This is a genomic window from Pseudomonas graminis, from assembly GCF_013201545.1.
Lineage (GTDB): Bacteria > Pseudomonadota > Gammaproteobacteria > Pseudomonadales > Pseudomonadaceae > Aquipseudomonas.
The window spans coordinates 5,055,908-5,080,703 of record NZ_CP053746.1 but is presented as its reverse complement, the minus strand read 5'-3'; the positions used below and the strand labels follow the sequence as shown (position 1 = coordinate 5,080,703).

The window sequence follows — 24,796 nt, the reverse complement described above, 5'->3', positions numbered from 1 at the left end:
GGTGAGCCTTCACGGCAGGTGCAGCGCATTGACGCCTTCGAGGCTCTGATCTACCAGTTGAATGCGGTTGCGTCCACCCCGTTTGGATTCATACAGGGCTGCATCGCTGCGCTCGAGTAACGCCGCCAGGCTGGGCGGCGGTTGGCTGAACAGATTGGCACCAATGCTCAGCGTCACTGGCTGGGGCGTGGAAAAGCTTTCCGAGGCGATCGAGTGGAAGGCCTCACGCAGCGTGCGGCCCAGCGCCAGAATCTGCTCGCTGGACGTGTCGCTGAGCAGCATCACGAATTCATCCCCGCCCAGGCGCGCGACCAGAGCGCCCTTGGGCAAGGCCGAACGGATAATTTCACTGAGCGCGACCAGCAGCCGGTCGCCAGCGCTGTGGCCGTAGAGGTCGTTGACCAGCTTGAAATTGTCGACGTCCATCAGGAGCAGCGCCCCCGGCCGAGCGGCCGAGACACTGTCCAGCAGACGCTGACCGCGCATTTCCAGCGCACGACGGTTGTACAGCGCCGTCAGTGGATCACGCGCCGCCAGCCGGGCAATGCGCTTTTCCCGGCGATGACGCTCCGAGCCGGTCATCGACAGGGCGATCAGCATCACCGCCATCGTCCCTTCGACCAGTGAGATTTGAATGATTGCGCCACGAAAGGCCGCCAGATCAATCAACGTACCAGGCATCACTGCCGTGACCGCCTTGGAAAAATAGAATACGCCGTGGGCCAGCAGCACATAGCGCAACTGCACCGCGCCGACGCTCAGGGACTTGCCATGGGGGCGCAGCAACCCGCTGGCCTTGACCATCAGCAGAGAGATCAACAGCGAGTTGGCTGCCAGCATCACTTTCGACCACCACGGCTGGTCCGGCAGCAACAACAGCCCGATCCACAGGACGAAGACCAGGTACCAGGCGCGCGACAGCCGAGTTTCGGTAAACCGCGCAACCCCCAACAGGAACAGCCAGTGGGCGGTCACCAACAACCCGTTCGCGAACCAGATACCAATCAGCAGAATGCCGCTGCTGCGCAGCAACGCCAGGGTCGAGCCCACCGAAATGATGGCGAAGCCCGTGCTCCAGAACAGCAGCGAAGGCCCTCTCACCGTCCGCCACTCCACGGCCAGATACAGCGCGGCGGCTGCAGCGAGGGCGATGGTCATCGTCAGCAGGGTGATCGGGTCGAGCGCCATAAGCAGCCTGATGGGTAAGGGGCGGTGGGTCGGGCGAGTGTCAGCGCGTGCAGGCTTTTTTTCGCGGGCGGTTTTGTATCGGCCACTCCGACAAAACTTTAACCCCGGCGCCGTTCCGCTAGAATGGCGCGGACCCGGTCCAGCCCCCGTTTGATCAACATCTTCCGAGTCAGCAAACGGCGGCGAACCGCAGCAACCCATCAGCATCCCGGGCGGGACGCAAAAGCGAGGCGGCAGTGATCGAGCGGCGAGCATTCAGCGGAGGCATGAAGGGCAAGAACCTTCGCTACGTGGATGAAAACAGGCGAAGCCCCTCGGCCCGCACCCGTACCGGCTTCGTGCTGCTCGAGCACTTCTCGTTGCCGGCCTTCACCCAGACGCTGGACACATTCGTCACCGCCAACCTGCTGCGCCCCGATTTGTTCACGTCGCAGACGTTCGGCATGCACGAGGGCGAAGTGACCAGCGATCTGGGGCTGGTGATCCGGCCTGACGCGCGGCTTGACGCGTCGGCGCTGAAGGCGCTGGATCTGCTGGTGATTTGTGGCGGTTATCGCACCGAACTCAAGGCCGACGAGCAGCTGGTGCACCTGCTGACCACCGCCGCCGAACAGGGCATCACCCTCGCGGGGCTGTGGAATGGCGCCTGGTTCCTCGGCGCAGCGGGTTTGCTCGACCGCTACCGGTGCGCCATTCACCCTGAGCACCGCGCCGCCCTGGCGGAGATCTGCAAAGTCAGCGAAGTCACCAGCGAAGCGTTTGTCATCGACCGCGATCGTCTCACTGCCGCAAGTCCCGCCGGGGCCTTCCACATGGCGCTGGAATGGATCAAGACGCTGCACGACAAGGCGCTGATCGAAGGCATCGAGGACATTCTGTCTTTCGAGGAGTCGCGCTATCGGCGGATCAAGCCGAGCCGGCACATGACGGTCAGCGCGCCGCTCAAGGAAGTGGTCAAGCTGATGGACGCCAACCTTGAGGAACCACTGGAACTGGAGCAACTGGCGGTGTACGCCGGACGTTCACGGCGACAGATCGAGCGGCTGTTCCAGGAACAACTGGGCACCACCCCGCAGCGCTACTACCTGGAACTGCGCATCACCGAGGCCCGCCGCCTGCTGCAGCACACTGAGCTGACCCAGGTGGAAGTGCTGGTGGCCTGCGGGTTCGTCTCGCCGAGCCATTTCAGCAAATGCTACAGCGCGTACTTCGGCTATCGGCCCTCGAAAGAAAAGCGTCTGGTCAAATGAGCGCGGCCTTGATTTGTCCCTCGGCCAGCCCAACCCTGTAGGCTTCGCCCATACCAGACCAACGTACCCAGCCCGGGGCAGAGACAGCGTGAATGAGTGAGATCAGCACCAAAATAATCACCGTCGAGGGCCATGCCGCCCTGAAGAAGGAGCTCGATTACCTTTGGCGCGAGCACCGCCCGGACATCACGCAAAAAGTGGCATGGGCGGCTTCCCTGGGGGATCGCAGCGAGAACGCCGACTATCAGTACAACAAGAAACTGCTGCGCGAGATCGACCGGCGTGTGCGCTACCTGCGCAAGCGTCTCGAAGACATGCGCGTGGTCGCCTATTCGCCGGAGCAGGAAGGTCGGGTGTTCTTTGGCGCATGGGTCGAAGTCGAGGACGAGGAGGGCGAAAGCAAGCGTTTCCGCGTCGTCGGCTACGACGAGATATACGGACGCATGGACTACATCTCCATCGATTCACCCATGGCACGGGCGCTGCTCAAGAAAGAGGTTGGCGACGAAGTCTCGGTGCCGGTTCCCTCCGGCAGCAAGCAATGGTGGATCACGAAAATCGAGTACCTGAAATAGCTGGAGTTTTGCGCTGGTTGACGGTGAGCGGCGCAGTGCCGCCCACCGTCATGCCCCACCGCTAACCCTCTCGCAGCACTTGCAGCGGACTAGCGTTCAACGCCCGGCGTGTGCCGAACACACCCGCGCCGCCCACCAGCAAGGCGCCGATCAGGGGCAGCACCAGCAGCCAGGCATGGGGGTGCCACTCAAGGTTGAAGGCGTAGCGGTAGAGCGCAAAGCTCACCAGTTCGCAGCCAATCGCCGCCAGCACACCGCTGACCGCCCCGAGCAAACCGAACTCGATGCGTCGAGCCTTGATTAACAACGCGCGGTTGGCGCCCAGCGCCCGCAGCAGCGCACCCTGTCGAATTCGCTCGTCCAGGGTTGCCTGCAAGCCGGAGAACAACACTGCCATCCCGGCGGCCAGGACGAACAGCAGCACGTACTGCACCGCCATCGTCACCTGATCGAGGATGCTGCGCAGCTGCGCCAGCAAGGCCTCCACCTGCAGGATCGTCACGGCCGGGTAGGCCCGGGACAGTTCGACGATCTGCTGATCATTGCCCGGCGCCAGATAGAAGCTCGTCAGGTATGTGGCCGGCACGTCCTTCAGGGTGCCCGGCTGGAAGATCATGAAGAAGTTGGGCTGAAAGGTGTCCCAGTTGATGTCGCGAAGGCTGGTGACCTTGACCTCCCGGGTCAGACCTCCGATTACGAAACCCAGGGTGTCGCCCAGCTTCATGTTCAGGCTGTTGGCCAGCTTGGTTTCCACCGACACGCCGGGTACCACGCCGTCGGCGGGCGGCTGATTGCTGGTCCACCACTGACCGGCGGTGATGCTGTTGCCTTCCGGCAACGTTGCTGCCCACGTCAGGTTGAGGTCACGCTGAGTGGCGTTTTCGCCACGGGAGTCTTTGGTGACAAACTTGCTCACCGGCTCGCCGTTGATCGTCATCAAACGCCCTGGAATCATCGGGTACAGCGGCGCGCTGTGGGTCGACAGGCGGCCCATCCGTTCGGCGAAATGATCCTTGTCGTTGGGCAGGATGTTCAGCGCGAAGTAGTTCGGCGCATCCTTGGGCAGCTGGTTCTGCCAAGTGTCGAGCAACTCGCCGCGCAGCAGCGCAATCAGCCCCATGGACAGCAGAATCAGACCGAACGCCAAGGACTGGCCGGCGGCGGCCATGGGGTGGCGCAGCAGTTGACCCAGGCCCAGACGCCACGGCAGCGAGGCCCCGGCGAGCAAACGGCGCAGGCTTTTCAGGGCCAGCAGCAACACGCCGCCGAGTATTAGCGCCGCGATCAGACCGCCACCGAGCAGGGCGAAGGTCAGCACCAGGTCCAGACTCAGGCGCCACATGATCAGGCCCAGTGCGAGCAGCGCCGCGCCGTAGACCAACCAGGTGCTGGCCGGGATGGGCAGCATGTCCCGACGCAATACCCGCAGCGGCGGCACGCGACCCAGCGCAGCCAGCGGCGGCAGTGCGAAGCCGGCGAGGGCGACCAGCCCGGTGCCGATACCGGCGACTGCCGGCAGCCAGCCCCCGGGCGGCACCGCAGCAGGCAGCAGGTTTTCCAGCAAATGAAACAGCCCGAGTTGGGCGAACCAGCCGAGCAACGCGCCGGCCGCGCTGGCGACTACGCCCAACATGGCCAGCTGCAAACCGAACAGCACCAGCGCTTCGTTGCGCGACAGGCCCAGGCAACGCAATAGCGCGCTGGCGTCAAAGCGGCGCACCGCGAATCGCGCCGCCGACAAGGCCACGGCCACGCCTGCCAGCAGCACGGCGACCAGACTGGCCATGTTCAGATAACGCTCGGCCTTGCCCAGTGCGCCGCCGATCTGTTGATTGCCATCCCGGGCGTCGTCGATTTTCTGGTTAGGCGCCAGCCCGGGTTCGATCGCTTTGCGATAAGCGGCGAGGTCCTGCGGCGTGCCGCGCCATAGGTCCCGATAACTGACACGGCTACCGGGCTGCACGACCTTGGTGGCTTCAAGGTCGGCCATATTGATCATCACCCGGGGCGTCAGGCTGTAGAAGTTGCCGGCGCGGTCGGGCTCGTAGGTCAGCACGCGGGTCAGCTTCAATGTCTTGGAACCGACGTCAATGCTGTCGCCGACTTTCAGGTTCAGCGCCACCAGAATTCGCGCTTCCGCCCAGGCCTCGCCGGCTTGGGGCTCACCGCCAACGGTTTCGGCTTCATAGGGGGCAGGGGCGCTTTTCAGCTCGCCGCGCAATGGATACGCCCCATCGACGGCCTTGACGCTAGCCAGCTGAATGCCGTTGTCGGTGGCCACAACGCTGGAGAAAATCACGATCTGCGAATGATCCAGCTTCAGCGCCTTGCCGGCGTCGATCTGCGCAGGGGTGGCTGGCGTGGAACCGCCGAGGATCAGGTCGGCGCCGAGAAACTCGGTGGCTCGCAGCAGCATGGCGCTGTTGAGGCGCGCGCCGAAATAGCCGATGGCCGTGCTGGCGGCAACTGCCACCACCAAGGCGAAGAACAGCACGCGCAGCTCGCCGGCGCGGGCATCGCGCATGAGCTGACGCGCCGCAAGGCTAAGCAGACGGGAAAAAGGCAGGCGTGCCATCAAGGCTCCATGGGGGCGACCAGTCGGCCACCCTCGAGACGGATCAGGCGCCGGCAACGGTGGGCCAGACGCTCATCGTGGGTGACCAGCACCAGGGTGGTGTTGCGTTCCTGGTTCAGCTCGAACAGCAGGTCACTGATGCGCTCGCCGGTGTGGCTGTCCAGGTTGCCGGTGGGCTCATCGGCAAACAGCACGTCCGGGTCGGCAGCAAACGCCCGGGCGATGGCCACCCGTTGCTGCTCGCCGCCCGACAACTGGCGTGGCGTGTGGGTCAGGCGCTGACCCAGGCCGACGCGCTCCAGCAGATGCCGGGCCTGATCGCGGGCGTCTTTGCGGCCTTCCAGCTCCATCGGCAGCATGACGTTTTCCAGCGCGTTCAGGCTGTCGAGCAACTGGAAGGACTGAAACACAAAGCCCACATGTTCGGCGCGAACCCGGGCGCGTTGATCTTCATCCAGCTCGCTGAGGTTGCGCCCGGACAGGACGACGGAGCCGGCGCTGGGCAGGTCGAGGCCGGCCAGCAGACCGAGAAGGGTGGATTTGCCTGAGCCCGACGCGCCGACGATGGCCAGCGTGTCGCCCTTGTTTAGTTCCAGGGAGAGTTCGTGCAGGATGGTCAAGTCACCTTCGGTGCTTGGGACCACTTTGCTGAGGTTCCGAGCACTGAGAATACTTTCGCTCATGGAGAATCCGATGCGTGCGTGGTTTTTAAGTGCTGGCCTGGGTTTGCTGCTGTTGTCACAAGGCGCGATGGCAGGCACGGTATTGATCGTTGGCGATAGTATCAGCGCGGCTTTCGGCCTGGATACCCGCGTCGGTTGGGTCAGTCTGCTGGAACAGCGCCTGGCGAAGGAAGGCTTCAAGGATAAAGTGGTCAATGCGTCGGTCAGCGGCGACACCAGTGCCGGGGGCCAGGCGCGGCTGCCGTCGCTGCTTGCCGAGCACAAACCGGATCTGGTGATCCTCGAACTGGGCGGTAATGACGGCCTGCGCGGGCAGCCGCCGGCGCAATTGCAACAAAACCTTACTGACATGGTTGAGCAGTCCAAAGCGGCCGGCGCCAAGGTGCTGTTGCTGGGCATGAAAATTCCGCCCAACTATGGTGAGCGTTACACCACGGCCTTTGCGGCGGTGTACCCGAAAGTCGCCGAAGCCACCGATGCCGCGCTGGTGCCGTTCATGCTGGAGGGTGTGGGCGGCAGGCCTGACATGACGCAGCAGGATGGCATTCACCCCAACGTCCAGGCTCAGCCTTACCTGCTGGATAATGTCTGGCCGGTGCTCAAGCCATTGCTCTAGCCGCTCTCACGGAATCGGGTGATCAAGGTACGGCTCTAGAACCCCTTCGAGCCACGTCATGAACGCCCGGACGCGCGGCGACAAGTTGCGCCGATGGGCCACCACGAGGTATGCGTTCAAGGGTTCCGGCCTCAGGTGCGGCATGACTTCCACCAGCGCGCCATTGGCGATGTGCGGCGCGAGGGCCGAGTGGCCACCCTGAATCAAGCCAATCCCGGCAAGCCCCGCCGCGTGATAGGTTTGCACATTATTGACCTGCATCGCGCCGGGCAGGTCAAGCGTCCCGTAACCGTCTCCTTCCGGGTATTCCCAACCCGCCAGGCGAGCGCCGAGCGTCGGCGCGTAATGCACCATTCGGTGACCCTGAATGCGCAAATCCGCCAACGAGTGCGGCGTGCCGTGACGCGCCAGGTAATCAGGGCTCGCGGCGTTGATCATGCGCAGTTTGCCCAGCGGGCGTGCGATCAGCGTTTCGTCCAACACAGCCCCCAGCCGGATTACGCAATCGAAACCCTCCTGAACCAGATCGACGCGGCGGTCTGTGCTGGACAGTTCGATTTCCAGCTGCGGGTGGACCGCGAGCAGTTGCGGCAGGGCGGGGATGATGACCGTTTGCGCCAGCTCGGTGGGCATGTCCACGCGCAACTTCCCACGGAGCGGCGCGCCGTTGCTTGCGAACATCGACTGCAGGTCCTGGACTTCGGCGAGCAGGTCCAGCGTGCGGGCATAAAACGCGCGGCCGTCCTCGGTCAGTCGCACGGTTCGGGTGGTGCGATGCAGGAGGGTGGCGCCCACCTCTCGTTCCAGCTGACGAATTGCCGTGGACACGCGGCCTTTCTGGATGCCGAGGGTTTCCGCCGCGCGGGTGAAGCTCATTAATTCGGCGACACGCACAAAAATAAACAGGACGAAGAGGTCGGGCATTGTTCTCTCAGGGTGTAACAGTGCGTTCGGTTTGCCGTGATTTATAGCGCATTTCTCAATCAGTAGAGTGGTTCCCCTGTCATCCATCCGCACATTTCACACAGGGCGCCCCCCATGGACTTCCACGCCACACCCGTCAAAACCGTCATCATTTATCACTCTGGCTATGGTCATACCGCGCGGATGGCCAGCGCGGTTGCTGAAGGGGCGGGTATGGGTGCCGAACTGATCGCCATCGACGCCGAGGGAAACATTCCGGACGCCGCATGGCAGAGCCTTGAAGACGCAGACGCCATCGTGCTGGGCTCGCCCACTTACATGGGCGGCCCCAGCTGGCAGTTCAAGAAGTTCGCCGACGCGTCTTCCAGGCCCTGGTTCGAGGGTCAGTGGCAGAACAAGGTCTTCGGCGGCTTCACCAACAGTGCCAGCGTCAACGGCGACAAGCTCAATACGCTCGAGTATTTCGTCCTGCTCTGCGGGCAGCACGCTGGCATCTGGGTCGGCCTTGATATCAAACCCGCGAACGTCAAGGCATCAAAGCGCGATGACCTGAACCGCATGGGATCCTACATCGCGCCGATGGCCCAGACGCCGGCCGATGCGACGCCGGATGAAATGTCGGCGGGGGATCTGCAGACGGCGCAACTATACGGCGCACGCGTGGCATTGATTGCCGGGCAGTTGCGCGCAGGAAAGCTTCAAACGGTTTGACGCTCTGGTGCGAGCATCCGTTGTCAGCGGCCGGGTTTGCGCCTATGGTGGACCAAACCTATACAGGACCAAAAAGATGTACAAGAAAGAGCAGTGGCCACTCACGCTGTACTTCGACGGTGACTGTCCGCTGTGTGCGCGGGAGATCAAACTCCTGCGTTCCCACGCGTCGGCCCACTCGACGACTGACGCCACACAGGCGCGGCTTCAGCTCGTCGACATGAGCGAAGAGGGGTTTGATGCCCCGGCGCTCGGATTCACTTACGAGCAGATGCAGTCTGTGTTGCACGCCCGGTTCGGCGATGGCACCTGGGTGACGGGCCTGGATGCAACGCTCTGGAGCTGGCGGGCAGCCGGCCTCGGCGCGTGGGCTGCGCCGCTGTCATGGCGGCCACTGAGGCCCTTGCTGAACCTCGGTTACCGCTTGTTCTGCCGCTGGCGTCCCCATCTGGCATGGTTGCCTCATCCGGACGGCAGTCGTCGATGCCGCGACGACCGTTGCGCGATTTCCAGACCCTCAGACGAAAACCGCTGATTTAAAGGCCTGCAGGCCTTTTCCGGACGGGGGCTTTCGGCTAATGTGGCGCCCCCGCTCTGGAGCCCCCGATGCCGCGCCGTCCTGCCTGGTCCCTTTATGCCTATCAACTGATCGAGCCTGACGAACAGCTCGACCTGTTCGCGTGCCAGGAAATCCTTGTGCATCTGGTCGCTCGTCAGCTCGAACTGGCAGGCTCCGCTGATCGCACCTTGTGCGGCACCTTGCTGCCCGCCCAACCACGCTGGTCGGAAGTCCAGCAGACGGTTTATCAGGATGAGCGGCTGTGCCCGCTGTGCCGGGCGATCATCGACGCGCAACGGCGCGGCTGGCACCCGATCTGGCCTGAACTGGAGGCCGGTGTTTAAGGCCGCGCGAACACTCCCGGACGCGCAGGGGTGCGTGTACAATCGCGCACAATCAAGCCTTCCGTTTACCAAGGATTCTCCGGATGTTGTCGCGCATTCCAGCTTTCGCCCGCTGTCTGTCGCTCGCTGCGCTGTGCGCGGCCGGCCCCGTCTCCGCCCTGGAGTTTCCGTTGCCGCCGCCGGGCGAGGACATCATCGGCCAGGTGCAGACTGTCACTGCCAGGTACGAAGACACCTTCGCCGACCTGGCCACCCGCTACGACCTGGGCTATCTGGAAATGATTGCCGCCAACCCCGGTGTCGATGCCTGGCTGCCGGGCGCAGGCACTCAAATAGTGTTGCCGACGCGTTTCATCCTGCCGCCGGGTCCGCGCGAAGGCATCGTCATCAACCTCGCCGAGTACCGCTTGTATTACTACCCGAAAGGCCGGAACGTGGTGTACACCTTTCCGCTGGGCATTGGTCGCGAGGGCTGGGGTTCGCCGGTTTCCACCACCAAGGTGACTGCCAAAACGCCCAACCCGACCTGGACGCCGCCGGCTTCAGTCAAGGCCGAGCACGCCGCCGACGGCGACATCCTGCCCAACGTGGTGCCGGCCGGGCCGGACAACCCGCTGGGCCCGTTCAAATTCGGCCTCGGCCTGCCGGGCTACCTGATCCATGGCTCGAACAAAAAGTTCGGCATCGGCATGCGCACCAGCCACGGCTGCTTCCGCATGTACAACAACAACGTGCTGGAAATGGCGGACATGGTCCCGGTGGGCACCACCGTGCGCATCATGAGCGAGCCCTACAAGTTCGGCGTCAGCGGCGGCAAGGTCTACCTCGAGGCGCATACGCCGCTGGACGAAAGCGGCAAGCCCTCGGTGGTCGACAAGCACACCGCCGTGATCAACGCTCTGCTCAAACGTGAAGACTTGGCCAACAGCTTGCGCATCAACTGGGATGAGGTGCGAGACGTGGTGGCTGCCGAAGACGGCATGCCGGTCGAGATCGCCGTGCCGACCACGCCGGCGCCTGTGGTGGGCGGCGCGCCGATGACACTGCAATAAGACGACGCTGCGGCGCTTGGCAAAAAAGGTCAGGCAATAAAAAAGCCGACCCGTTAACGGATCGGCTTATCAATAATCCCGAGGGATTATTACTTGCGGCTAGCCTTGTCCAACATACGCAGAGCGCGTTCGTTGGCTTCGTCAGCAGTTTGCTGAGCTTTTTGAGCTGCAGCCAGCGCTTCGTCAGCCTTGCGATAGGCTTCATCGGCACGGGCTTGCGAACGAGCGGCTGCGTCTTCAGTTGCGGTCAGACGAGCTTCTGTTTCTTTGGATGCGCTGCTGCAACCGGTAGCCAGAACTGCGGCCAGGGCCAGAGCAGAGAATTTCAGAACGTTGTTCATCGTGTTCCCCTTAAAGGACTTCTATCAAATTAGTCATCTCTCGAAAGTGAGAAAATGACCGGCGTACATCTTACTCATTGTTTGTAGTAAGTAAACGGAGCGCGCGCAAGATCTGCAGAAAATTCTTGGGTTTGAACGAGTTCCGTGCAACTCCTCACGCTTTTTCTTCGTCCAGAAAAAGCCCCCGGCAGAGGCGTCTGTCAGGTGACTCCGGTCAAGGCGACTCCGCGGTACGGGCGACCTTTTTTGTATAGCCGATTATCGTGACAGGCGCATCTTTGAGGGCCGTTTAAATGACCTTCAAGTGACGGGTGTCCGGGCGTTGCGTCTCAGTGGACATTCATCGGCGACAACAGGTTCCATGGGTTACGCAGCAGATGTGCGGCAGCGCAATTAACAGTTGATTCACTTGAGCGCACTCGCCCAGGGCGCCTACTATTTGCCTGTGCTCAAATTGTTTGAGAACAGCGATGCTCTTCGCAGTGTCCAAACGGCACAGGGTGGCGCAGTCGGCTCTATTGCAGCAGCAATAGTTCTCTTCCTGCCTGTAAAGGTTCCTTCGCCGGGAAAATGTCGATAAGGTAAGGGTCCAATTCCAAGACCCGCGAGGAGTAGTGATGAGCGAGGCGTTGTCCATTCACCATGACGAGACCGGTCACCAGTTCGAAGTCAGCATCGACGGCTACCGTGCCTATCTGACGTACATGGACCTGGGTAAACAGACCCTGGATATCTACCGTACGTTTGTACCCAACGAGTTACGCGGAAAGGGCATAGCGGCAGCATTGACCAAAGTGGCCCTGGATTATGCCGACCGGATCGGCTACACCGTGATTCCTTCGTGCTCCTATGTGGAGCGCTATATGGAGCGCAACCAGCGGCAGGCGGCGAAGATCTGAACCCACCGCGGTCCATACAGTAAAACGCCGAGCATGGGCTCGGCGTTGTCGTTTCTGCGGTCAGGTCAATTGCGTGTGCGCTTGGGCAGTACGTCCTTGAGCTTGGCGTGCATGCTACGCAGGGTTTTTTCAGTGCTTTCCCAGTCGATGCAGGCATCGGTGATGGACACGCCGTACTGCAAGTCGGCGAGGTCTTTGGGAATGGCCTGGCAGCCCCAGTTCAGGTGACTCTCGACCATCAGACCGATGATCGACTGGTTGCCTTCGAGAATCTGGTTGGCAACGTTCTCCATCACCAGCGGCTGCAGCGCCGGGTCCTTGTTGGAGTTGGCGTGGCTGCAATCAACCATAATGTTCGGCTTGATCTTTGCCTTGTTCAGCGCCTGTTCACACAGGGCAACGCTGACCGAGTCATAGTTGGGCTTGCCGTTGCCGCCGCGCAAGACCACGTGACCGTAGGCGTTGCCTTTGGTGGTGACGATGGACACGCCGCCTTCCTGATTGATACCCAGAAAGCGATGAGGGCTGGACACCGATTGCAGGGCGTTGATCGCGACGGTCAGGCCGCCGTCCGTGCCATTCTTGAAACCGACTGCCGAGGACAGGCCGGAGGCCATCTCCCGGTGAGTCTGGGACTCAGTGGTGCGCGCGCCGATGGCCGACCAGCTGATCAGGTCTTGCAGGTACTGAGGTGAAATCGGGTCGAGCGCTTCGGTCGCGGTCGGCAGGCCTTTTTCGGCCAGGTCGCGCAGCAGTTGACGGCCGATGTGCAGGCCATCCTGAATCTTGAAGGAGTCGTCCAGGTACGGATCGTTGATCAGGCCTTTCCAGCCGACAGTGGTGCGTGGCTTCTCGAAATAGACGCGCATGACCAGATACAAGGTGTCGGACACCTCGGCCGCCAGCGCTTTCAGGCGATCGGCGTATTCGTGGGCGGCCTTGAGGTCGTGGATCGAGCAGGGTCCGATCACGATGAACAGGCGGTGATCCTTGCCATCGAGGATGTTGCGGATGACTTCGCGGCCCTGGCTGACAGTGGCCTGGGCGGCGGCGGTCAGCGGGATTTCGCGTTTCAGCTGATCCGGGGTGATCAGTGTCTCGTTGGACGCAACGTTGAGGTCGTCAATCGGTAAATCAGCCATCGTGTTACTCATCAGGTCACGGATGCTGGCCGCCAGCGTCCCCGTGCGGCGGAGCCGAGCATGATTGAGCGCAACGGGGGAGCCGAACCTTAGCGCGTTAGCCGGTGGTTCGACAATGGGTAAACGTGGCTTTCGTCCAACGGTTGCGGCATTGTCTGACCTGTCTGGGGTTGCGACAGGCATCACCCGAACATCATTCAGAGGAGAAGCGCGTGGATCAATTGCAACTGACGGACTTCGACCTCGATCAGCAACTTCTTGACCTCCCCGGCGTCTCACTGCTGATTTTCACCAGCCTTGGCTGCTCCAGTTGCCGCTGGGCCCGACAGCATTTGCCCGAGCAATCCCTGCCGCTCGACCGGTTGTGCTGGATCGATGCCGAGGAAAACGGCGGCGCGGTGCAGCGTTATGGCGTGTTTCACCTGCCGGCGATGTTTGTGGTGCGCGACGGCGCCTTCTTTGGGCCCCTGCGCACGCAGATGTCCGCCGACGCCATTGTCACGGGTCTTGGACACGCGCTGGCGACGCCGCCAGACGAATTACCCTGAAGCGGAGTTTCCATGAGCGAAAGCGCAGCGAGCGACAGCGCAACCATACCTCGGATCGGCATCATCGGCACCGGCGCGATCGGCGGCTTCTACGGCGTGATGCTGGCCCGGGCCGGCTTTGATGTGCATTTTCTGTTGCGCAGCGAGTTCGACGCCGTCGCCCGCAACGGCCTGCGCGTGGACAGTCAGGTGCACGGCCCGTTAGTGCTGGAAAATGTCCAGGCCTACGCCTCCGCCGCCGACATGCCGCGCTGCGACTGGCTGCTGATCGGGGCCAAGACCACCGGCAACGGCGGCGTCGCGTCTGTCATCGTTCAGGCTGCGGCGCCGGACGCCAGGGTTCTGCTGCTGCAAAACGGGTTGGGTGTCGAGGAAGAGCTGCGGGCCGAGCTACCGGATTCCCTTCATCTAATGGGCGGCCTGTGTTTTGTTTGCGTGCATCGAACAGGGCCAGGCCGGATCACCCACCAGGCCTTTGGCGCCGTGAATATCGGCTACCACAGTGGGCCGGCCGATACGGCTACACGCGGGAAATGGGTCGAGGAGGGGGCGTCACTGTTTCATCAGGCCGGCATCGACTCTGTGGCGATGGACAATCTCGACAAGGCGCGCTGGCAGAAACTGGTGTGGAACGTACCCTACAACGGGCTTTCCGTGCTGCTCAACGCCAGTACCACGCCGTTGATGGCCGATGCCGACAGCCGCGCGCTGGTCCAGGGCCTGATGGCGGAGGTGGTGCAGGGCGCCGAAGCATGCGGCCACGTGCTGCCGGAGGGCTATGCCGAGCAACTGCTCAAGGTCACCGGCCATATGCCGGATTACCGGCCGAGCATGTACCACGACTTGACTGAAAAACGCCCGCTGGAACTCGATGCCATCTACGCCCGGCCCCTCGCGGCTGCGCTCGCCGCCGGCTGCGACATGCCCAAGGTGCGCGCCCTGTATCACGCGCTGGCGTTTATTGATCGCGGCAATCGCTGACGGCGATTGCCGTGCGCTTGCCCACCTCCCGCTTTAAGGAAGACTGATGAGCACTGAGCTGAACGTTAAAACCCCGGGGAGCAAGCTGGTGCTGGCGATTTCCTCGCGGGCGCTGTTTGATTTGCGCGAAAGCCATGACGTTTACATGGCCAGCGGCGTCGCGGCCTATCGTCAGTATCAGATCGACCACGAGGATGAAATCCTCGAGCCCGGCGAAGCGTTCCGCCTGGTGGAAAAACTACTGAGCCTGAATGCCAGCCTGAACCAGTCCCGGGTGGAAGTGGTGCTGGTCTCCCGCAACAGCGCCGACACCGGCTTGCGCGTGTTCAATTCGATTCAGCACTACGGCCTCGACATTTCCCGCGCGGCGTTCGTCGGCGGCCGTAGTCCGTTTCCGTATCTGGCCGCTTTCGGCAGTCATCTGTTCCTTTCGACCCACGCCGACGACGTGCGCAGTGCGCTGGACGCGGGGTTCGCCGCGGCAACCATCCTCTCCGGTGGCGCCCGTCGCGCGGCCAGTGCCGAGCTGCGCATCGCTTTCGACGGCGACGCCGTGCTGTTTTCCGATGAGTCCGAGCGTGTGTATCAGTCCGGTGGGCTCGAGGCGTTTCAGGCCAACGAGCGCGAGGCGGCGCGACGGCCATTGCCCGGCGGTCCTTTCAAACCCTTCCTCGCGGCACTGAACGCCCTGCAGCGTGAATTCCCCGAAGAGTCCTGCCCGATCCGTACGGCACTTGTGACCGCGCGCTCGGCTCCGGCTCACGAGCGAGTGATCCGTACGTTGCGCGAGTGGGACATTCGTCTGGATGAGTCGCTGTTTCTCGGTGGCCTGGACAAATCGGCGTTTCTGGAAGCCTTCGCGGCGGACGTGTTCTTTGACGATCAACCGGGCCACTGTGAGCGCGCGCGCGACGTCGTGGCGACCGGGCACGTGCCCCATGGCATCAGCAACGAGCTAAAACCCTGAGGCGTTAGACCGAAAAGCAGCAGTCGGCCGTCGGAATGCGCGACGCGCTGCTACGCTGATGAAGTCTTCACTTCAATGGCAGACCGGGGGTCCCATGATCCGCTCGATGCTCTACGCCACGGACCTTGGTGCTTATGCGCCCTACACGCTGCAGCATGCGCTGATCCTGGCGCGTACCTTCGATGCCGAACTGCACGTCGTGCATGTGGTAGAGCCGATGGGCGTGTTCGCCGAGTCCGTGCTGCAGAGTTACCTCGCCGCAGACGTGCTCAAAGCGCTTCACAGCGAAGGCATCAACACGGTCATCGACGGCATCGAGGCGCGGGTGATGGCCAGTTTTCGCGAGGAGCTGGGCGAGGGGCATGAGGACCTGTCGCTGATCTGCAGCGTTCGCGTGGTCCAGGGCGATCCATCCAATGTGATACTCGATCAGGCGCGCCTGCTGGGTGTCGACCTGTTGGTGGTGGGCAGTCGCAGCCACGGCGGAGAGGGGGATACGCCGATTGGCCGAACGGCCGCGCGGGTCCTGCAACTGTCCGACGTGCCGGTGTACATGGTGCCGATGCTGCAAAGTCGTACACAAACGTGATCGCGTTCCGGGAATGTGCCAAGGGCGTTAAAAGCTGCGTGCCATTACCGGATAAAAGTGATAAAAAGTTCTAGCTTTGCCTTCCTGACCAATAATCCAGTTATATACCGTCGCTGATGCCTGTGGCGTCTTCCGGCTTTGAGGGATACATATGAAGCTTCAACAATTGCGCTACATCTGGGAAGTGGCGCACCACGACCTCAACGTTTCAGCGACCGCGCAAAGCCTCTACACCTCGCAGCCAGGTATCAGCAAGCAGATCCGCCTGCTGGAAGACGAGTTGGGCGTCGAAGTCTTCGCCCGCAGCGGCAAGCACCTGACCCGCGTCACCCCGGCAGGCGAGCGCATTATCACCACCGCCGGCGAGATCCTGCGCAAAGTCGAGAGCATCAAGCAGATCGCCCAGGAATTCTCCAACGAGAAAAAGGGCACGCTGTCCATCGCCACGACCCACACCCAGGCGCGTTATGCGCTGCCGCCGGTGATCAGCAATTTCATCAAGCAGTACCCGGACGTCGCGCTGCACATGCATCAGGGCTCACCGATGCAGATCGCCGAAATGGCCGCCGACGGCACGGTCGATTTCGCCATCGCCACCGAAGCGCTGGAGCTGTTCGGCGATCTGGTGATGATGCCGTGCTACACCTGGAACCGCTGCGTGGTCGTGCCCCAGGGCCACCCGCTGACCAAGGTGCCGAAGCTGACCCTCGAGATTCTCGCCGAATACCCGATCGTGACCTACGTGTTCGGCTTCACCGGCCGTTCCAAACTCGACGAAGCGTTCAGCCACCGCGGCCTGACGCCGAAAGTGGTGTTCACCGCCGCCGATGCGGACGTGATCAAAACCTACGTGAGACTGGGATTAGGCGTCGGCATCGTCGCGAAAATGGCGGTCGACCCGAAGCTGGACAGCGATCTGGTGGTGCTCGACGCCAGCGAATTGTTCGAAGCCAGCGTGACCAAGATCGGCTTCCGCCGCGGCACCTTCCTGCGCGGTTTCATGTGCGACTTTATCGAGAAATTCGCCCCGCACCTGACCCGCGACGTCATGGCCAAGGCCATTCAGTGCCACAACAAACAGGAACTGGAAGAGCTGTTTGCCGGGGTTGAACTGCCGGAGCATTGATAGGCTGCGCACGCAAAACCTGTAGGAGTGAGCTTGCTCGCGATGCGTCGGTTCAGACGCTGAATGCCGCGTGCTAGACCGTCATCGCGAGCAAGCTCACTCCTACAACGTTGCGATTTGCTCTCAGGACTTCGCGATCATATTCCCGGCGTGCAACCCGCATTCCTTCTGCGTCGCTTCTTCCCACCACCAGCGGCCTTCGCGTTCGTGCTGATTCGGCAGGACAGGGCGTGTGCAGGGTTCGCAGCCGATGCTGATGAAGCCGCGCTCGTGGAGGGTGTTGAAGGGCAGTTCGAGCATGCGGATGTAGTTCCACACGTCGGCACTGCTCATCTGGGCCAGCGGGTTGAATTTGTACAGCGTGCGCTCCGGGGTTGAGAACGCGCTGTCGATTTCGACCACGGCGACGTTGTTACGCGTGCTCGGGCTCTGATCACGACGCTGGCCGGTCGCCCAGGCGCTCACGCCGGACAGCTTGCGGCGCAACGGCTCGATCTTGCGGATCCCGCAGCACTCGCCATGGCCGTCGCGGTAGAAGCTGAACAAGCCCTTTTCCTTGACCATAGGCTCCAGCTTCTCGCGGTCCGGGCTGACGATGTCGATGTCGATCTTGTACTGCTCGCGAACCTGATCGATGAAGCGATAGGTCTCCGGGTGCAGCCGGCCGGTATCCAGGCTGAACACCTTGACGTTCTTGTTGATTTTCCAGGCCATGTCCACCAGCACCACGTCTTCCGCGCCGCTGAAGGAAATCCACAGGTCGTCGCCGAAGTGCTGGAAGGCGAATTTGAGAATGTCGGAAGGGGATTTGTTCGCGTAGGTGGCGGCGATGTCGTCGACGTCGAAAGGGTGGTTCATCTGGGCGGCTTCCTGATCAGGGCTGGCGCTTAGGCGCTCGTAATGGCGCAGATGGTAACAAAAACGTCGGGCCGTTTGGTTGAAAGCGGGGATTGGGCGGGGCGAGAAGCAAGGAGCAAGCGCGGAAAGAACGCTCATGGTGCGGCGACCGCAAGTCCAACGAACCGGCCGAGTTTCTGAGGCGACCCACGATCCTGTGGGAGCAAGCTTGCTCGCGAATGCTTACTGTCATTTCCCAGAGAAAGTGGCTGGCTGTCCTGGCGTCTTCGTGAGCAAGGTGGAGCGCCACCCCGGTCACTCTCACATGTACGGTGTTTGCCACCCAGCACCGCAGTGTCTGCTCGACCGGGAGTCCTACCATCACCTCGGGTCATCACACCCGCCACGCCTCTCACAACCCCTCAAGCGTCTCCATCAACACCCGCACTTTGGTGAAGGTCTCCTGATATTCCGCCTCCCACTGCGAATCAGCGACAATGCCGCCGCCGCCCCAGCAGGCCATCTGGCCGTCTTTGGCCAGCAGGCTGCGGATGGCGATGGAACTGTCCATGCTGCCGCGCACGTCGAGGTACATCAACGAACCGCAATACAGCGCCCGACGATTGCGCTCCAGTTCGTCGATGATCTGCATGGCGCGTATCTTCGGTGCACCGGTGATGGAGCCGCCGGGAAAACTGCCGCCAATCAGGTCCAGCGCGTCCTTGCCCTCGGCCAGTTCGCCCGTCACCGCGCTGACCAGATGATGCACGTTGGGATAGCTCTCCAGGCTGAACAGCTCCGGCACTTTTACCGAACCGATGCGGCAGGTCCGGCCCAGGTCGTTGCGCAGCAGGTCGACGATCATCAGGTTCTCGGCGCGGTCTTTCGAACTCGAAAGCAACTCCTGAGCAAATGCGGCGTCCTCATCGGCATCCCGCCCGCGCGGCCGTGTACCCTTGATCGGCCGGGTCTCGACCTGACGCTGACTGACTTTGACGAATCGCTCCGGTGATAGGCTCAACACTGCGTCGCCTCCTGGCAACGTTAAAAACCCGGCGAACGGCGTGGGGCAAGCCACTCGCAGCGCTTGATACGCCGCCCACGGATCACCGATGTACTGACCGCGAAAGCGCTGGGCGAAATTGACCTGATAGCAGTCGCCGGCCTGAATGTAGGCGTGAATCCGCTCGATGGCCTGCCGGTACTGCTCGGCATCGATGTCCGGTGCAAAGGGCGTTGTCAGCGTGAACGATGAGTCCGGTTGCGCCACCGGTTGCTCGAACAGCGCGATCAGGCGCTGGCGTTCGGCCTGATCAAGGGCAGGATGAAACACCAACTGGCTGGTGTGCTCGTGGTGATCGCTGATCAGTGCCCAGGCGTAGAGCCCCAGCCGGGCCGAGGGCAGGTGCAAGTCGTCGATGGCCTGATCGGGGAGAGGTTCGAACAGACGGCCGAAGTCATACCCCAGATAACCGAGCAATCCGCCGGCGAACGGCAGCGCGCAGTGCTCGGGTAGCTCGGCTTCACCGAGGCGCGCCAGTGATTCACGCAGGCGCTGAAGAAAGGCCGAACCGGATTCTTCCGCCACCGGCTGCAGGGTGTCCAGCGGCCAGGCGCTGAGCAGATCGAAGCGGCCACGATCCGCAGTTGGACGACCGCTGTCCAGCAGCACGGCGCCCGGGGCAACGCGCACGCGGGCGAAGTAACCGCTGGGGTCGGCGTGATAGGGCAGTGGATGTACGGAGCAAGTTGGCATGCGAGGCGTGGATCAGTCAGTGCGCGAGGATGGCGATTGTAGTCTTCCCCAAGGTCGAGTCCTAGGGGGAAGGCGCAGTCACCGGCGGCTCGCCTTGCAGAATTCTGCGGGCATCGTCAGGCGTGAGGGGGAAATCGAAAAAGCGCCGGTAAAAGTCCATTGTCTGTGCCGCCATGTCCACGTCCGGAAACAACGCGGGATGTAACTGCTGCGCGGCCCAGGCAACCTGAAGCGCCACTTCGGTGCCGTACCGATCCCACGGGAAAACCCCGGCAGGGTTGCGCAGCACGCGCCCGTTGCGCACGGCCGCAAGCTGGTTCAGCAGATGCGGTTGCGCTGCCTGGTCCAGCCGGCCTGCGCTGGCCGCGAGGAGGACGACATCCGGCTGCCAGGCCAGCAACTGCTCAGCCGACACGATCTGCAGATTGCCCTTGAGCCCCGTCGCGGCATTTCGGCCTCCGGCGAGCTTGATCCAGTCGTCGATCAGCGTGTTGGCGCCGTCCACTTTCAGCGGATTGACCGACGCGATGTGCAGCACTTTCGGTCGTTGCTCCGCCGGGATGCCGGCCACTGCGTCATTGACCGATGCCAGTTGCTGATCCAGAAACCCGTTGTAGGCGAGGGCCCGCGTGCGTGGTTCAGCACCGCCAAGGGCCTCGGCCGTGTTGAGCATCGAGCGTTTCAGCCCGGCCAGGTCGGTGTAGCCCATCTGCATGACCGGCAGGCCGAGCTGGCGGTAGGCGACGGCCTGCCGATCGCCGAGGGCGGTGAACACCAGATCGACGTGCTCGGCCAGCAAGGTCTCGGCATTGAACGCGGTGCCCTCGATGGCCGTGGCCTGGTTGAGCGCCGGAAGGACCTTGAACATCCACGGCTGGCTTTCGGGATGGTTGACCGTCGCGACAATGCGCGAACCGGCGCCCAGGGTCATCAGCAGCACATGATGGGCGTACCAGGCGTCGGCGATGCGCGCGGGTTCGGCCGACACGTTCGCCGGTTGACCGCTGTCGTCCTGCACCTGTCTGGATTCACGCGCGCTGGCCGGCGCGTTGTTGCCGCCATCGCCTGCCACGACGCTCGCACTCAGGCTGACAAGCAGCACACCGCTCAGCAAACGGCGCATGCCGAGCTGCCGTATCTTCACAGGTCCACCTGAATCGACGCCTGCACCATACGCGGCGCGGCCGGTGTCGCGCTGGCTTGCCCGGCACCGGTGTAGCCGTTCAGCCCGCCGGGGACGATGTTGGTCCAGTAGCGTTCGTTGGCCAGGTTGGTGACTTCGAGCCGGTAGACCGTGTCGCGCTTCATCAACCGGGTGCTGTAGCTGGCGCCGGCATCGAAGGTCTTATAGCTGCCCACCCAGTGATCGTTGCTGTCGTCGGTGGGGCGGGCGCTGGCGTAACGGGCATTCAGGTTGACCGCGAGGCCCGGCACCTGATCGATGCGGTATTCGGTCAACAGGCTGGCGGTAACTCGCGACAACCCGACAATGCGCGTGTCTTCCGTGCTTTCGTTGCCAGTGGACAGCAGTTTCGGGTCCAGCCAGGTGATGCCGCCGAACATCTTGAGATTTTGAGTCAGGTCACCGTCGGCGAGGAATTCCACCCCGCGATTGCGCTGATCCCCCGCCACGGCATAGACGTTATCCGGCTGTGTGTAGGCGAAGGGGCGTTTGATCTGAAACGCCGCCAGCGACAGGTTGACCCCGCGCGCGACCCATTTGCCGCCCAGCTCCCACATCCGGCTGCGATAAGGCGACAGGATCTCCCCGGCGTTGCTGCTGCCGGCCGCGGCGCTGTCGCCCTGTTGCAGGCTGTCGGCGTAGGTCAGGTACAGCGTCAGGTCGTCCATCGGCTTGTACATGACGCTGCTTGCCGTGCTGATGCCCGAGTCCCGGGATGACGTGTGGACGCCCGCTTGAGAATAGTTGTCGGCGGTCAGACGGCTCTGGCTGCCGCTGACCATCAGGCTCCATTTCGGTGTGAGCGTCAGGGTGTCGCCCAGCACGAAGGAACGCTGGCGGGCGTTGGCCGAGTGGTATCGGTCGGTGAAGTCGGGGAAATCCGGCTCGTCGAAACCGGCCGGGTTTCTCAACGACGCAGTGCCCAGGGTTTTCGTGCCGCCGGCCACGGGGTTGTAGTTGTCCCAGTCGAAACCGGTGACACCGACGGTCAAATCATGGCGAATGCCGGCGGTGTAGACGCTGCCGTTGAGGTTGGCGAGATAGCTGTTGATGGTGAAGCGGCTGGCGGTCGCGCTTGCCACCGAGCTGCGGTAGGTGCCGGCGTTATTGATCAGCGTGTTGGTCACCGCAGTGGATTCACGGTCGGCGATCTGCCGCAGTGCGCCGACGTCGAGTTTCCAGTTGCCGTCGAAGTCGTGCTTGAAGTGCGCGCTGGCGGTGTCCGTGGTGTTGTTGTCGCCGGAATAATTCTGCCCGAGGTTGCTGCGGGTCGGGTCCGGCGCGTGGGGCAGCGTCACGCCCGAGGCGACGGCAAACTTGCCCGGCAGGCCCTTGGACAGGTAGTTGTAGTGGCTGACGTTGGTTTCGATGACGCTGTCGTCACTGATCTGGAAGTCCGTGGCGAGGCTCACCAGCTGCCGGCGCAACGTGCTGCCAGGGGCATAACTGTGGCCCTGTTCGTCGGCCACGTTGAGGCGGTATTTGATCTTGCCGTCCGGATCGAACGGGCCGCTCAGGTCGGCGGCCTTGAGCCAGGTCAGCCCGGTGCCTACGCCGACCGTCACCCGATTACGGGTGAAAGCCGTCGGTCGTTTCGACAGCAGGTTGAAGGTGCCGGCCGGATTCGCCGGGCCATACAGCGACCCCGACAGCCCGCTCAGCACTTCGACGCCGCCCAGTTGCTCGGCCGGGTAGTCGGTGGTCGAGACCACATTGAGGCCGTCCAGCCGGCTGTTCTGCACCACGCTGCCCTGCAACCCCCGGGTCTGCGGCCGGGCGCCGTCGGCCTGCACCGAGGGCATGTAGCGGATGATGTCCTTGAAGCTTTTCAGCTGCTGGCTGTCGATCAGCTCCGATGACAGCACGCTGATGGAATAGGGCGTGTCCAGCAGCCTGCGCTCACCCATGGGGCCGAGGGTCGCCGACTTCTCCCGCGCCCGATCAGCAATCGACTGGTCGGCGGTGATGTCCATCGGCGCGAGGGTCATTTCTTGCGCCAGGCTGACCTGGGCGAAGCCGCCAAACAACAGCGGCGCGAAGGCCAGGCGCGATGGGAAGAATCGGGTCATGTAAACACTCAGCAAGGAATAAAAAAGCGGTGGCCGCCGGTGTCGATCTGCTCGACGGCGACCTGGTAAAGGCGCGCCATGAGGGCGCTGTCGATGACGTCGTGGGGCGCGCCGTCGGCGATGAGTCGGCCTTCGTGCAGGACCAGCACGCGATTGGCCGAGGCAAGGGCGTGTTCAGGGCGATGGGTGCTGGACAGAATGCTGATGCCTTGGGCGGCGAGGCGCTTGAGCAAGGCCAGCAGGCGCAACTGGTGGCCGTAGTCGAGCCCGGTGACCGGCTCGTCGAGCACGATGATATTGGCGCGCTGGACCATGGCCCGGGCGATCAGCACCAACTGACGCTCGCCACCGGACAGCTCGGTGTACGGCCGTTCACTCATTTGCAGGATGCCCAAGTCGGTCAGGGCCTGCTGCACAGAGGCCTTGTCGTCGCGGCTCGGCCCATGGCCCAGTCCGACCGTGGGCAATCGGCCCTGGCCGACGATGTGGGCGACGCGGAACGGGAAGCTCGGGACATGGCTCTGCGGCACGTAGGCAATCTGCCGGGCCACGGCGCGGCGCTTCATCGCGCGCATCGGTTGACCGTTGATCAGCACCTCGCCGGTGTGGGGCGCCAGCAACCCCAGCAGCAGTTTCATCAACGTGCTTTTTCCGGCGCCGTTGGCCCCCAGCAGCGCGATGTTGTCACCGGCTTTTATGTCCAGGCAGATGTTGTCGAGAATCACGCGGTCGCCGACTCGATAGCTGAGTTGGCGGGCCTGCAAGCGCTTCATAGCCAGCCCTTGCGCACGCGATGCAGCACCAGCACAAAGGCGATCGCGCCGAACAGTTCGGTGATGATGCCGAGGGGAATTTCGCCCGCCGACACGCTGCGAGCGACGCCGTCAGCCGCCAGCAGGAAGATCCCGCCCAGGCAGGCGCTGAGGGGCAGCAAGCGTGAATTGCCGGGGCCGACCAGCAGCCGCGCCAGGTGCGGAATCAACAGACCGATCCAGCCGACCATGCCCGCCAGACTCACAGTGAGTGCGCAGATCAGCGTGGTCAGCACGATTAGGCCGCCACGGATCTGCTCGACCGGCACGCCCAGGCTCAGCGCCTCGTCATCACTCAAGGACAGCGCATCGATGGCGCGGCCGGTCAGGCACAACAGCACGATGGCCACGGCCAGAATCGGCCCGATGATCCACAACGCCTGCACGTCGACGGCGCTGAGGCTGCCGAGCAGCCAGTAGACGATGCTTGGCAACTGATCGACCGGATCGGCCACGTATTGGGCGATGGACAGCAGCGAGGTGAAGAGGGCGTTCGCTACGATACCGCCGAGCACCAGCAGCAGGATGGAGCGGGTCTGGAACATGTGGGCGATGCCAAGACCGACCGCCACGGCGATGAGCCCAGTCACGCACGCCACCAGCGCAATGGCCAGGGGCGGCAGGTGCCAGATGATCCCCAGCGCAGCGCCGAACGCGCAGCCGCTCAACACCCCCAGCTAGCCCGGCGACACCAGCGGATTGCGGAACACGCCCTGATACGCCGCGCCCGAGACCGATAGCCCGGCGCCCACCAGTACCGCGGCAATGACCCGAGGCAGGCGCGCCTCGATGATCAGGCTGTGGAGCAGGTCGTAGCGGTGGGCGGGCATGTCGCTGATGCCCAGCATCGTTGCGATGAACATCAGGAATTCGTGGATTGAGATTTGATAGCGACCCAGCAACAGCGCGCAGATGGCCGTTGCGATCAAGGCCAGGAGGCTGAGTAACAGAGTGGGGTGCAGCCTGGGAGAGGACATCTGTTGCTCATTGTTTCGGTATGTAAAAAACTATACAGCGATGGGCGAGGCTTCTCTAGGGACGGAATGCCGCATGGGGTGAATCTTCATTT

24 protein-coding genes and 1 pseudogene are annotated in these 24,796 nt (G+C 62.8%); 13 read left to right on the top strand and 12 right to left on the bottom strand.

Features of this window, described 5'->3' with window-relative positions:
- Window positions 1-9: 9 nt before the first annotated feature.
- Window positions 10-1,188: a GGDEF domain-containing protein gene (locus tag FX982_RS22545; RefSeq protein WP_172612661.1), complete on the bottom strand. Its 1,179-nt coding sequence runs from the start codon at window positions 1,186-1,188 to the stop codon at window positions 10-12.
- A 266-nt stretch (window positions 1,189-1,454) separates the two neighbouring features.
- On the opposite strand from FX982_RS22545, the gene FX982_RS22540 reads away from it, so the two are divergent.
- Window positions 1,455-2,438: a GlxA family transcriptional regulator gene (locus tag FX982_RS22540; RefSeq protein ID WP_172613150.1), complete on the top strand. Its 984-nt coding sequence runs from the start codon at window positions 1,455-1,457 to the stop codon at window positions 2,436-2,438.
- A gap of 101 nt (window positions 2,439-2,539) precedes the next feature.
- Entirely contained in the window at window positions 2,540-3,013 is a 474-nt protein-coding gene (gene greB / locus FX982_RS22535; RefSeq protein WP_172613149.1) for a transcription elongation factor GreB, read from the top strand.
- 61 nt (window positions 3,014-3,074) lie between these two features.
- On the opposite strand, the gene FX982_RS22530 is transcribed toward greB, so the two are convergent.
- Together FX982_RS22530 and FX982_RS22525 are read right to left on the bottom strand one after the other, a co-directional pair.
- Window positions 3,075-5,588 carry an ABC transporter permease gene (locus FX982_RS22530; RefSeq protein WP_172612660.1) on the bottom strand — a complete coding sequence of 838 codons (2,514 nt, stop codon included), beginning with the start codon at window positions 5,586-5,588 and terminating at the stop codon, window positions 3,075-3,077.
- A complete protein-coding gene (locus tag FX982_RS22525; RefSeq protein WP_065988527.1) occupies window positions 5,588-6,271 on the bottom strand; it encodes an ABC transporter ATP-binding protein in 684 nt (227 codons plus the stop codon). Before FX982_RS22525 ends, FX982_RS22530 begins: the two co-directional genes overlap by 1 nt.
- Before the next feature lie 10 nt (window positions 6,272-6,281).
- Between FX982_RS22525 and FX982_RS22520 the strand changes: the two genes are divergently transcribed.
- Window positions 6,282-6,887, top strand: a complete 606-nt coding sequence (locus FX982_RS22520) for an arylesterase (protein ID WP_172612659.1) — start codon at window positions 6,282-6,284, stop codon at window positions 6,885-6,887.
- A gap of 6 nt (window positions 6,888-6,893) precedes the next feature.
- Here the strand turns inward: FX982_RS22520 and FX982_RS22515 are convergent, their stop codons facing one another.
- Window positions 6,894-7,811 carry a LysR family transcriptional regulator gene (locus FX982_RS22515; RefSeq protein ID WP_172612658.1) on the bottom strand — a complete coding sequence of 306 codons (918 nt, stop codon included), beginning with the start codon at window positions 7,809-7,811 and terminating at the stop codon, window positions 6,894-6,896.
- A gap of 114 nt (window positions 7,812-7,925) precedes the next feature.
- Between FX982_RS22515 and FX982_RS22510 the strand changes: the two genes are divergently transcribed.
- The 4 genes from FX982_RS22510 (at window position 7,926) to FX982_RS22495 (ending at window position 10,477) form a co-directional block, all read left to right on the top strand.
- Window positions 7,926-8,522, top strand: coding sequence for a flavodoxin family protein (locus FX982_RS22510; RefSeq protein ID WP_172612657.1), 597 nt, complete (start codon window positions 7,926-7,928; stop codon window positions 8,520-8,522).
- A gap of 76 nt (window positions 8,523-8,598) precedes the next feature.
- Window positions 8,599-9,057: a thiol-disulfide oxidoreductase DCC family protein gene (locus FX982_RS22505; RefSeq protein WP_172612656.1), complete on the top strand. Its 459-nt coding sequence runs from the start codon at window positions 8,599-8,601 to the stop codon at window positions 9,055-9,057.
- Between the two features lie 71 nt (window positions 9,058-9,128).
- The gene (locus tag FX982_RS22500) at window positions 9,129-9,425 is read left to right on the top strand and encodes a hypothetical protein (protein WP_065988524.1); all 297 of its coding nucleotides are present in this window, start codon (window positions 9,129-9,131) and stop codon (window positions 9,423-9,425) included.
- An 83-nt stretch (window positions 9,426-9,508) separates the two neighbouring features.
- Complete coding sequence (locus tag FX982_RS22495; protein WP_172612655.1) at window positions 9,509-10,477, top strand: L,D-transpeptidase family protein; 969 nt, start codon at window positions 9,509-9,511, stop codon at window positions 10,475-10,477.
- An 89-nt stretch (window positions 10,478-10,566) separates the two neighbouring features.
- Here FX982_RS22495 and oprI read toward each other — a convergent pair whose 3' ends face one another.
- Window positions 10,567-10,818 (bottom strand): outer membrane lipoprotei OprI, encoded by a 252-nt coding sequence (oprI, locus tag FX982_RS22490; protein WP_003199355.1) that lies wholly within the window; start codon window positions 10,816-10,818, stop codon window positions 10,567-10,569.
- Window positions 10,819-11,435: 617 nt separating this feature from the next.
- On the opposite strand from oprI, the gene FX982_RS22485 reads away from it, so the two are divergent.
- Window positions 11,436-11,717: a GNAT family N-acetyltransferase gene (locus FX982_RS22485; protein ID WP_172612654.1), complete on the top strand. Its 282-nt coding sequence runs from the start codon at window positions 11,436-11,438 to the stop codon at window positions 11,715-11,717.
- Window positions 11,718-11,782: 65 nt separating this feature from the next.
- Here FX982_RS22485 and FX982_RS22480 read toward each other — a convergent pair whose 3' ends face one another.
- Window positions 11,783-12,859 carry a 3-deoxy-7-phosphoheptulonate synthase gene (locus FX982_RS22480; RefSeq protein ID WP_172612653.1) on the bottom strand — a complete coding sequence of 359 codons (1,077 nt, stop codon included), beginning with the start codon at window positions 12,857-12,859 and terminating at the stop codon, window positions 11,783-11,785.
- Window positions 12,860-13,071: 212 nt separating this feature from the next.
- Here FX982_RS22480 and FX982_RS22475 point away from each other — a divergent pair, with 212 nt between their 5' ends.
- The 5 genes from FX982_RS22475 (at window position 13,072) to cysB (ending at window position 17,070) form a co-directional block, all read left to right on the top strand.
- Window positions 13,072-13,407: a thioredoxin family protein gene (locus tag FX982_RS22475; RefSeq protein WP_172612652.1), complete on the top strand. Its 336-nt coding sequence runs from the start codon at window positions 13,072-13,074 to the stop codon at window positions 13,405-13,407.
- Window positions 13,408-13,419: 12 nt separating this feature from the next.
- The gene (locus FX982_RS22470) at window positions 13,420-14,388 is read left to right on the top strand and encodes a putative 2-dehydropantoate 2-reductase (RefSeq protein ID WP_172612651.1); all 969 of its coding nucleotides are present in this window, start codon (window positions 13,420-13,422) and stop codon (window positions 14,386-14,388) included.
- A gap of 46 nt (window positions 14,389-14,434) precedes the next feature.
- The gene (locus tag FX982_RS22465; protein ID WP_172612650.1) at window positions 14,435-15,355 is read left to right on the top strand and encodes a 5'-nucleotidase; all 921 of its coding nucleotides are present in this window, start codon (window positions 14,435-14,437) and stop codon (window positions 15,353-15,355) included.
- A gap of 94 nt (window positions 15,356-15,449) precedes the next feature.
- The gene (locus tag FX982_RS22460; protein ID WP_172612649.1) at window positions 15,450-15,944 is read left to right on the top strand and encodes a universal stress protein; all 495 of its coding nucleotides are present in this window, start codon (window positions 15,450-15,452) and stop codon (window positions 15,942-15,944) included.
- A gap of 151 nt (window positions 15,945-16,095) precedes the next feature.
- Window positions 16,096-17,070: an HTH-type transcriptional regulator CysB gene (gene cysB, locus FX982_RS22455; RefSeq protein ID WP_122534560.1), complete on the top strand. Its 975-nt coding sequence runs from the start codon at window positions 16,096-16,098 to the stop codon at window positions 17,068-17,070.
- Between the two features lie 123 nt (window positions 17,071-17,193).
- Here the strand turns inward: cysB and FX982_RS22450 are convergent, their stop codons facing one another.
- The 6 genes and pseudogenes from FX982_RS22450 to FX982_RS22425 form a co-directional block, all read right to left on the bottom strand.
- On the bottom strand, window positions 17,194-17,928 hold the full coding sequence (locus FX982_RS22450; RefSeq protein WP_172612648.1) for a phosphoadenylyl-sulfate reductase: 735 nt from the start codon (window positions 17,926-17,928) through the stop codon (window positions 17,194-17,196).
- Window positions 17,929-18,319: 391 nt separating this feature from the next.
- Window positions 18,320-19,663, bottom strand: coding sequence for an aminodeoxychorismate synthase component I (pabB, locus tag FX982_RS22445; RefSeq protein ID WP_172612647.1), 1,344 nt, complete (start codon window positions 19,661-19,663; stop codon window positions 18,320-18,322).
- Window positions 19,664-19,724: 61 nt separating this feature from the next.
- The gene (locus FX982_RS22440; protein WP_172612646.1) at window positions 19,725-20,786 is read right to left on the bottom strand and encodes an ABC transporter substrate-binding protein; all 1,062 of its coding nucleotides are present in this window, start codon (window positions 20,784-20,786) and stop codon (window positions 19,725-19,727) included.
- A gap of 17 nt (window positions 20,787-20,803) precedes the next feature.
- The gene (locus FX982_RS22435) at window positions 20,804-22,915 is read right to left on the bottom strand and encodes a TonB-dependent receptor (protein ID WP_254074855.1); all 2,112 of its coding nucleotides are present in this window, start codon (window positions 22,913-22,915) and stop codon (window positions 20,804-20,806) included.
- 8 nt (window positions 22,916-22,923) lie between these two features.
- Window positions 22,924-23,688 carry an ABC transporter ATP-binding protein gene (locus FX982_RS22430; RefSeq protein ID WP_254074854.1) on the bottom strand — a complete coding sequence of 255 codons (765 nt, stop codon included), beginning with the start codon at window positions 23,686-23,688 and terminating at the stop codon, window positions 22,924-22,926.
- A pseudogene (locus FX982_RS22425) lies at window positions 23,685-24,704 on the bottom strand (FecCD family ABC transporter permease). Before FX982_RS22425 ends, FX982_RS22430 begins: the two are co-directional and overlap by 4 nt.
- Between the last annotated feature and the right edge of the window lie 92 nt (window positions 24,705-24,796).

Coding starts and splice junctions, on each gene's coding strand:
- FX982_RS22500 (WP_065988524.1), top strand. CDS start 9,129: ATGCCGCGCCGTCCTGCCTGGTCCCTTTATGCCTATCAACTGATCGAG.
- FX982_RS22440 (WP_172612646.1), bottom strand. CDS start 20,786: ATGCGCCGTTTGCTGAGCGGTGTGCTGCTTGTCAGCCTGAGTGCGAGC.
- FX982_RS22530 (WP_172612660.1), bottom strand. CDS start 5,588: ATGGCACGCCTGCCTTTTTCCCGTCTGCTTAGCCTTGCGGCGCGTCAG.
- FX982_RS22460 (WP_172612649.1), top strand. CDS start 15,450: ATGATCCGCTCGATGCTCTACGCCACGGACCTTGGTGCTTATGCGCCC.
- FX982_RS22430 (WP_254074854.1), bottom strand. CDS start 23,688: ATGAAGCGCTTGCAGGCCCGCCAACTCAGCTATCGAGTCGGCGACCGC.
- pabB (WP_172612647.1), bottom strand. CDS start 19,663: ATGCCAACTTGCTCCGTACATCCACTGCCCTATCACGCCGACCCCAGC.
- FX982_RS22485 (WP_172612654.1), top strand. CDS start 11,436: ATGAGCGAGGCGTTGTCCATTCACCATGACGAGACCGGTCACCAGTTC.
- FX982_RS22520 (WP_172612659.1), top strand. CDS start 6,282: ATGCGTGCGTGGTTTTTAAGTGCTGGCCTGGGTTTGCTGCTGTTGTCA.
- FX982_RS22505 (WP_172612656.1), top strand. CDS start 8,599: ATGTACAAGAAAGAGCAGTGGCCACTCACGCTGTACTTCGACGGTGAC.
- FX982_RS22495 (WP_172612655.1), top strand. CDS start 9,509: ATGTTGTCGCGCATTCCAGCTTTCGCCCGCTGTCTGTCGCTCGCTGCG.
- FX982_RS22545 (WP_172612661.1), bottom strand. CDS start 1,188: ATGGCGCTCGACCCGATCACCCTGCTGACGATGACCATCGCCCTCGCT.
- FX982_RS22540 (WP_172613150.1), top strand. CDS start 1,455: ATGAAGGGCAAGAACCTTCGCTACGTGGATGAAAACAGGCGAAGCCCC.
- FX982_RS22470 (WP_172612651.1), top strand. CDS start 13,420: ATGAGCGAAAGCGCAGCGAGCGACAGCGCAACCATACCTCGGATCGGC.
- FX982_RS22465 (WP_172612650.1), top strand. CDS start 14,435: ATGAGCACTGAGCTGAACGTTAAAACCCCGGGGAGCAAGCTGGTGCTG.
- FX982_RS22435 (WP_254074855.1), bottom strand. CDS start 22,915: ATGACCCGATTCTTCCCATCGCGCCTGGCCTTCGCGCCGCTGTTGTTT.
- FX982_RS22515 (WP_172612658.1), bottom strand. CDS start 7,811: ATGCCCGACCTCTTCGTCCTGTTTATTTTTGTGCGTGTCGCCGAATTA.
- FX982_RS22510 (WP_172612657.1), top strand. CDS start 7,926: ATGGACTTCCACGCCACACCCGTCAAAACCGTCATCATTTATCACTCT.
- FX982_RS22480 (WP_172612653.1), bottom strand. CDS start 12,859: ATGGCTGATTTACCGATTGACGACCTCAACGTTGCGTCCAACGAGACA.
- oprI (WP_003199355.1), bottom strand. CDS start 10,818: ATGAACAACGTTCTGAAATTCTCTGCTCTGGCCCTGGCCGCAGTTCTG.
- FX982_RS22450 (WP_172612648.1), bottom strand. CDS start 17,928: ATGAACCACCCTTTCGACGTCGACGACATCGCCGCCACCTACGCGAAC.
- cysB (WP_122534560.1), top strand. CDS start 16,096: ATGAAGCTTCAACAATTGCGCTACATCTGGGAAGTGGCGCACCACGAC.
- FX982_RS22525 (WP_065988527.1), bottom strand. CDS start 6,271: ATGAGCGAAAGTATTCTCAGTGCTCGGAACCTCAGCAAAGTGGTCCCA.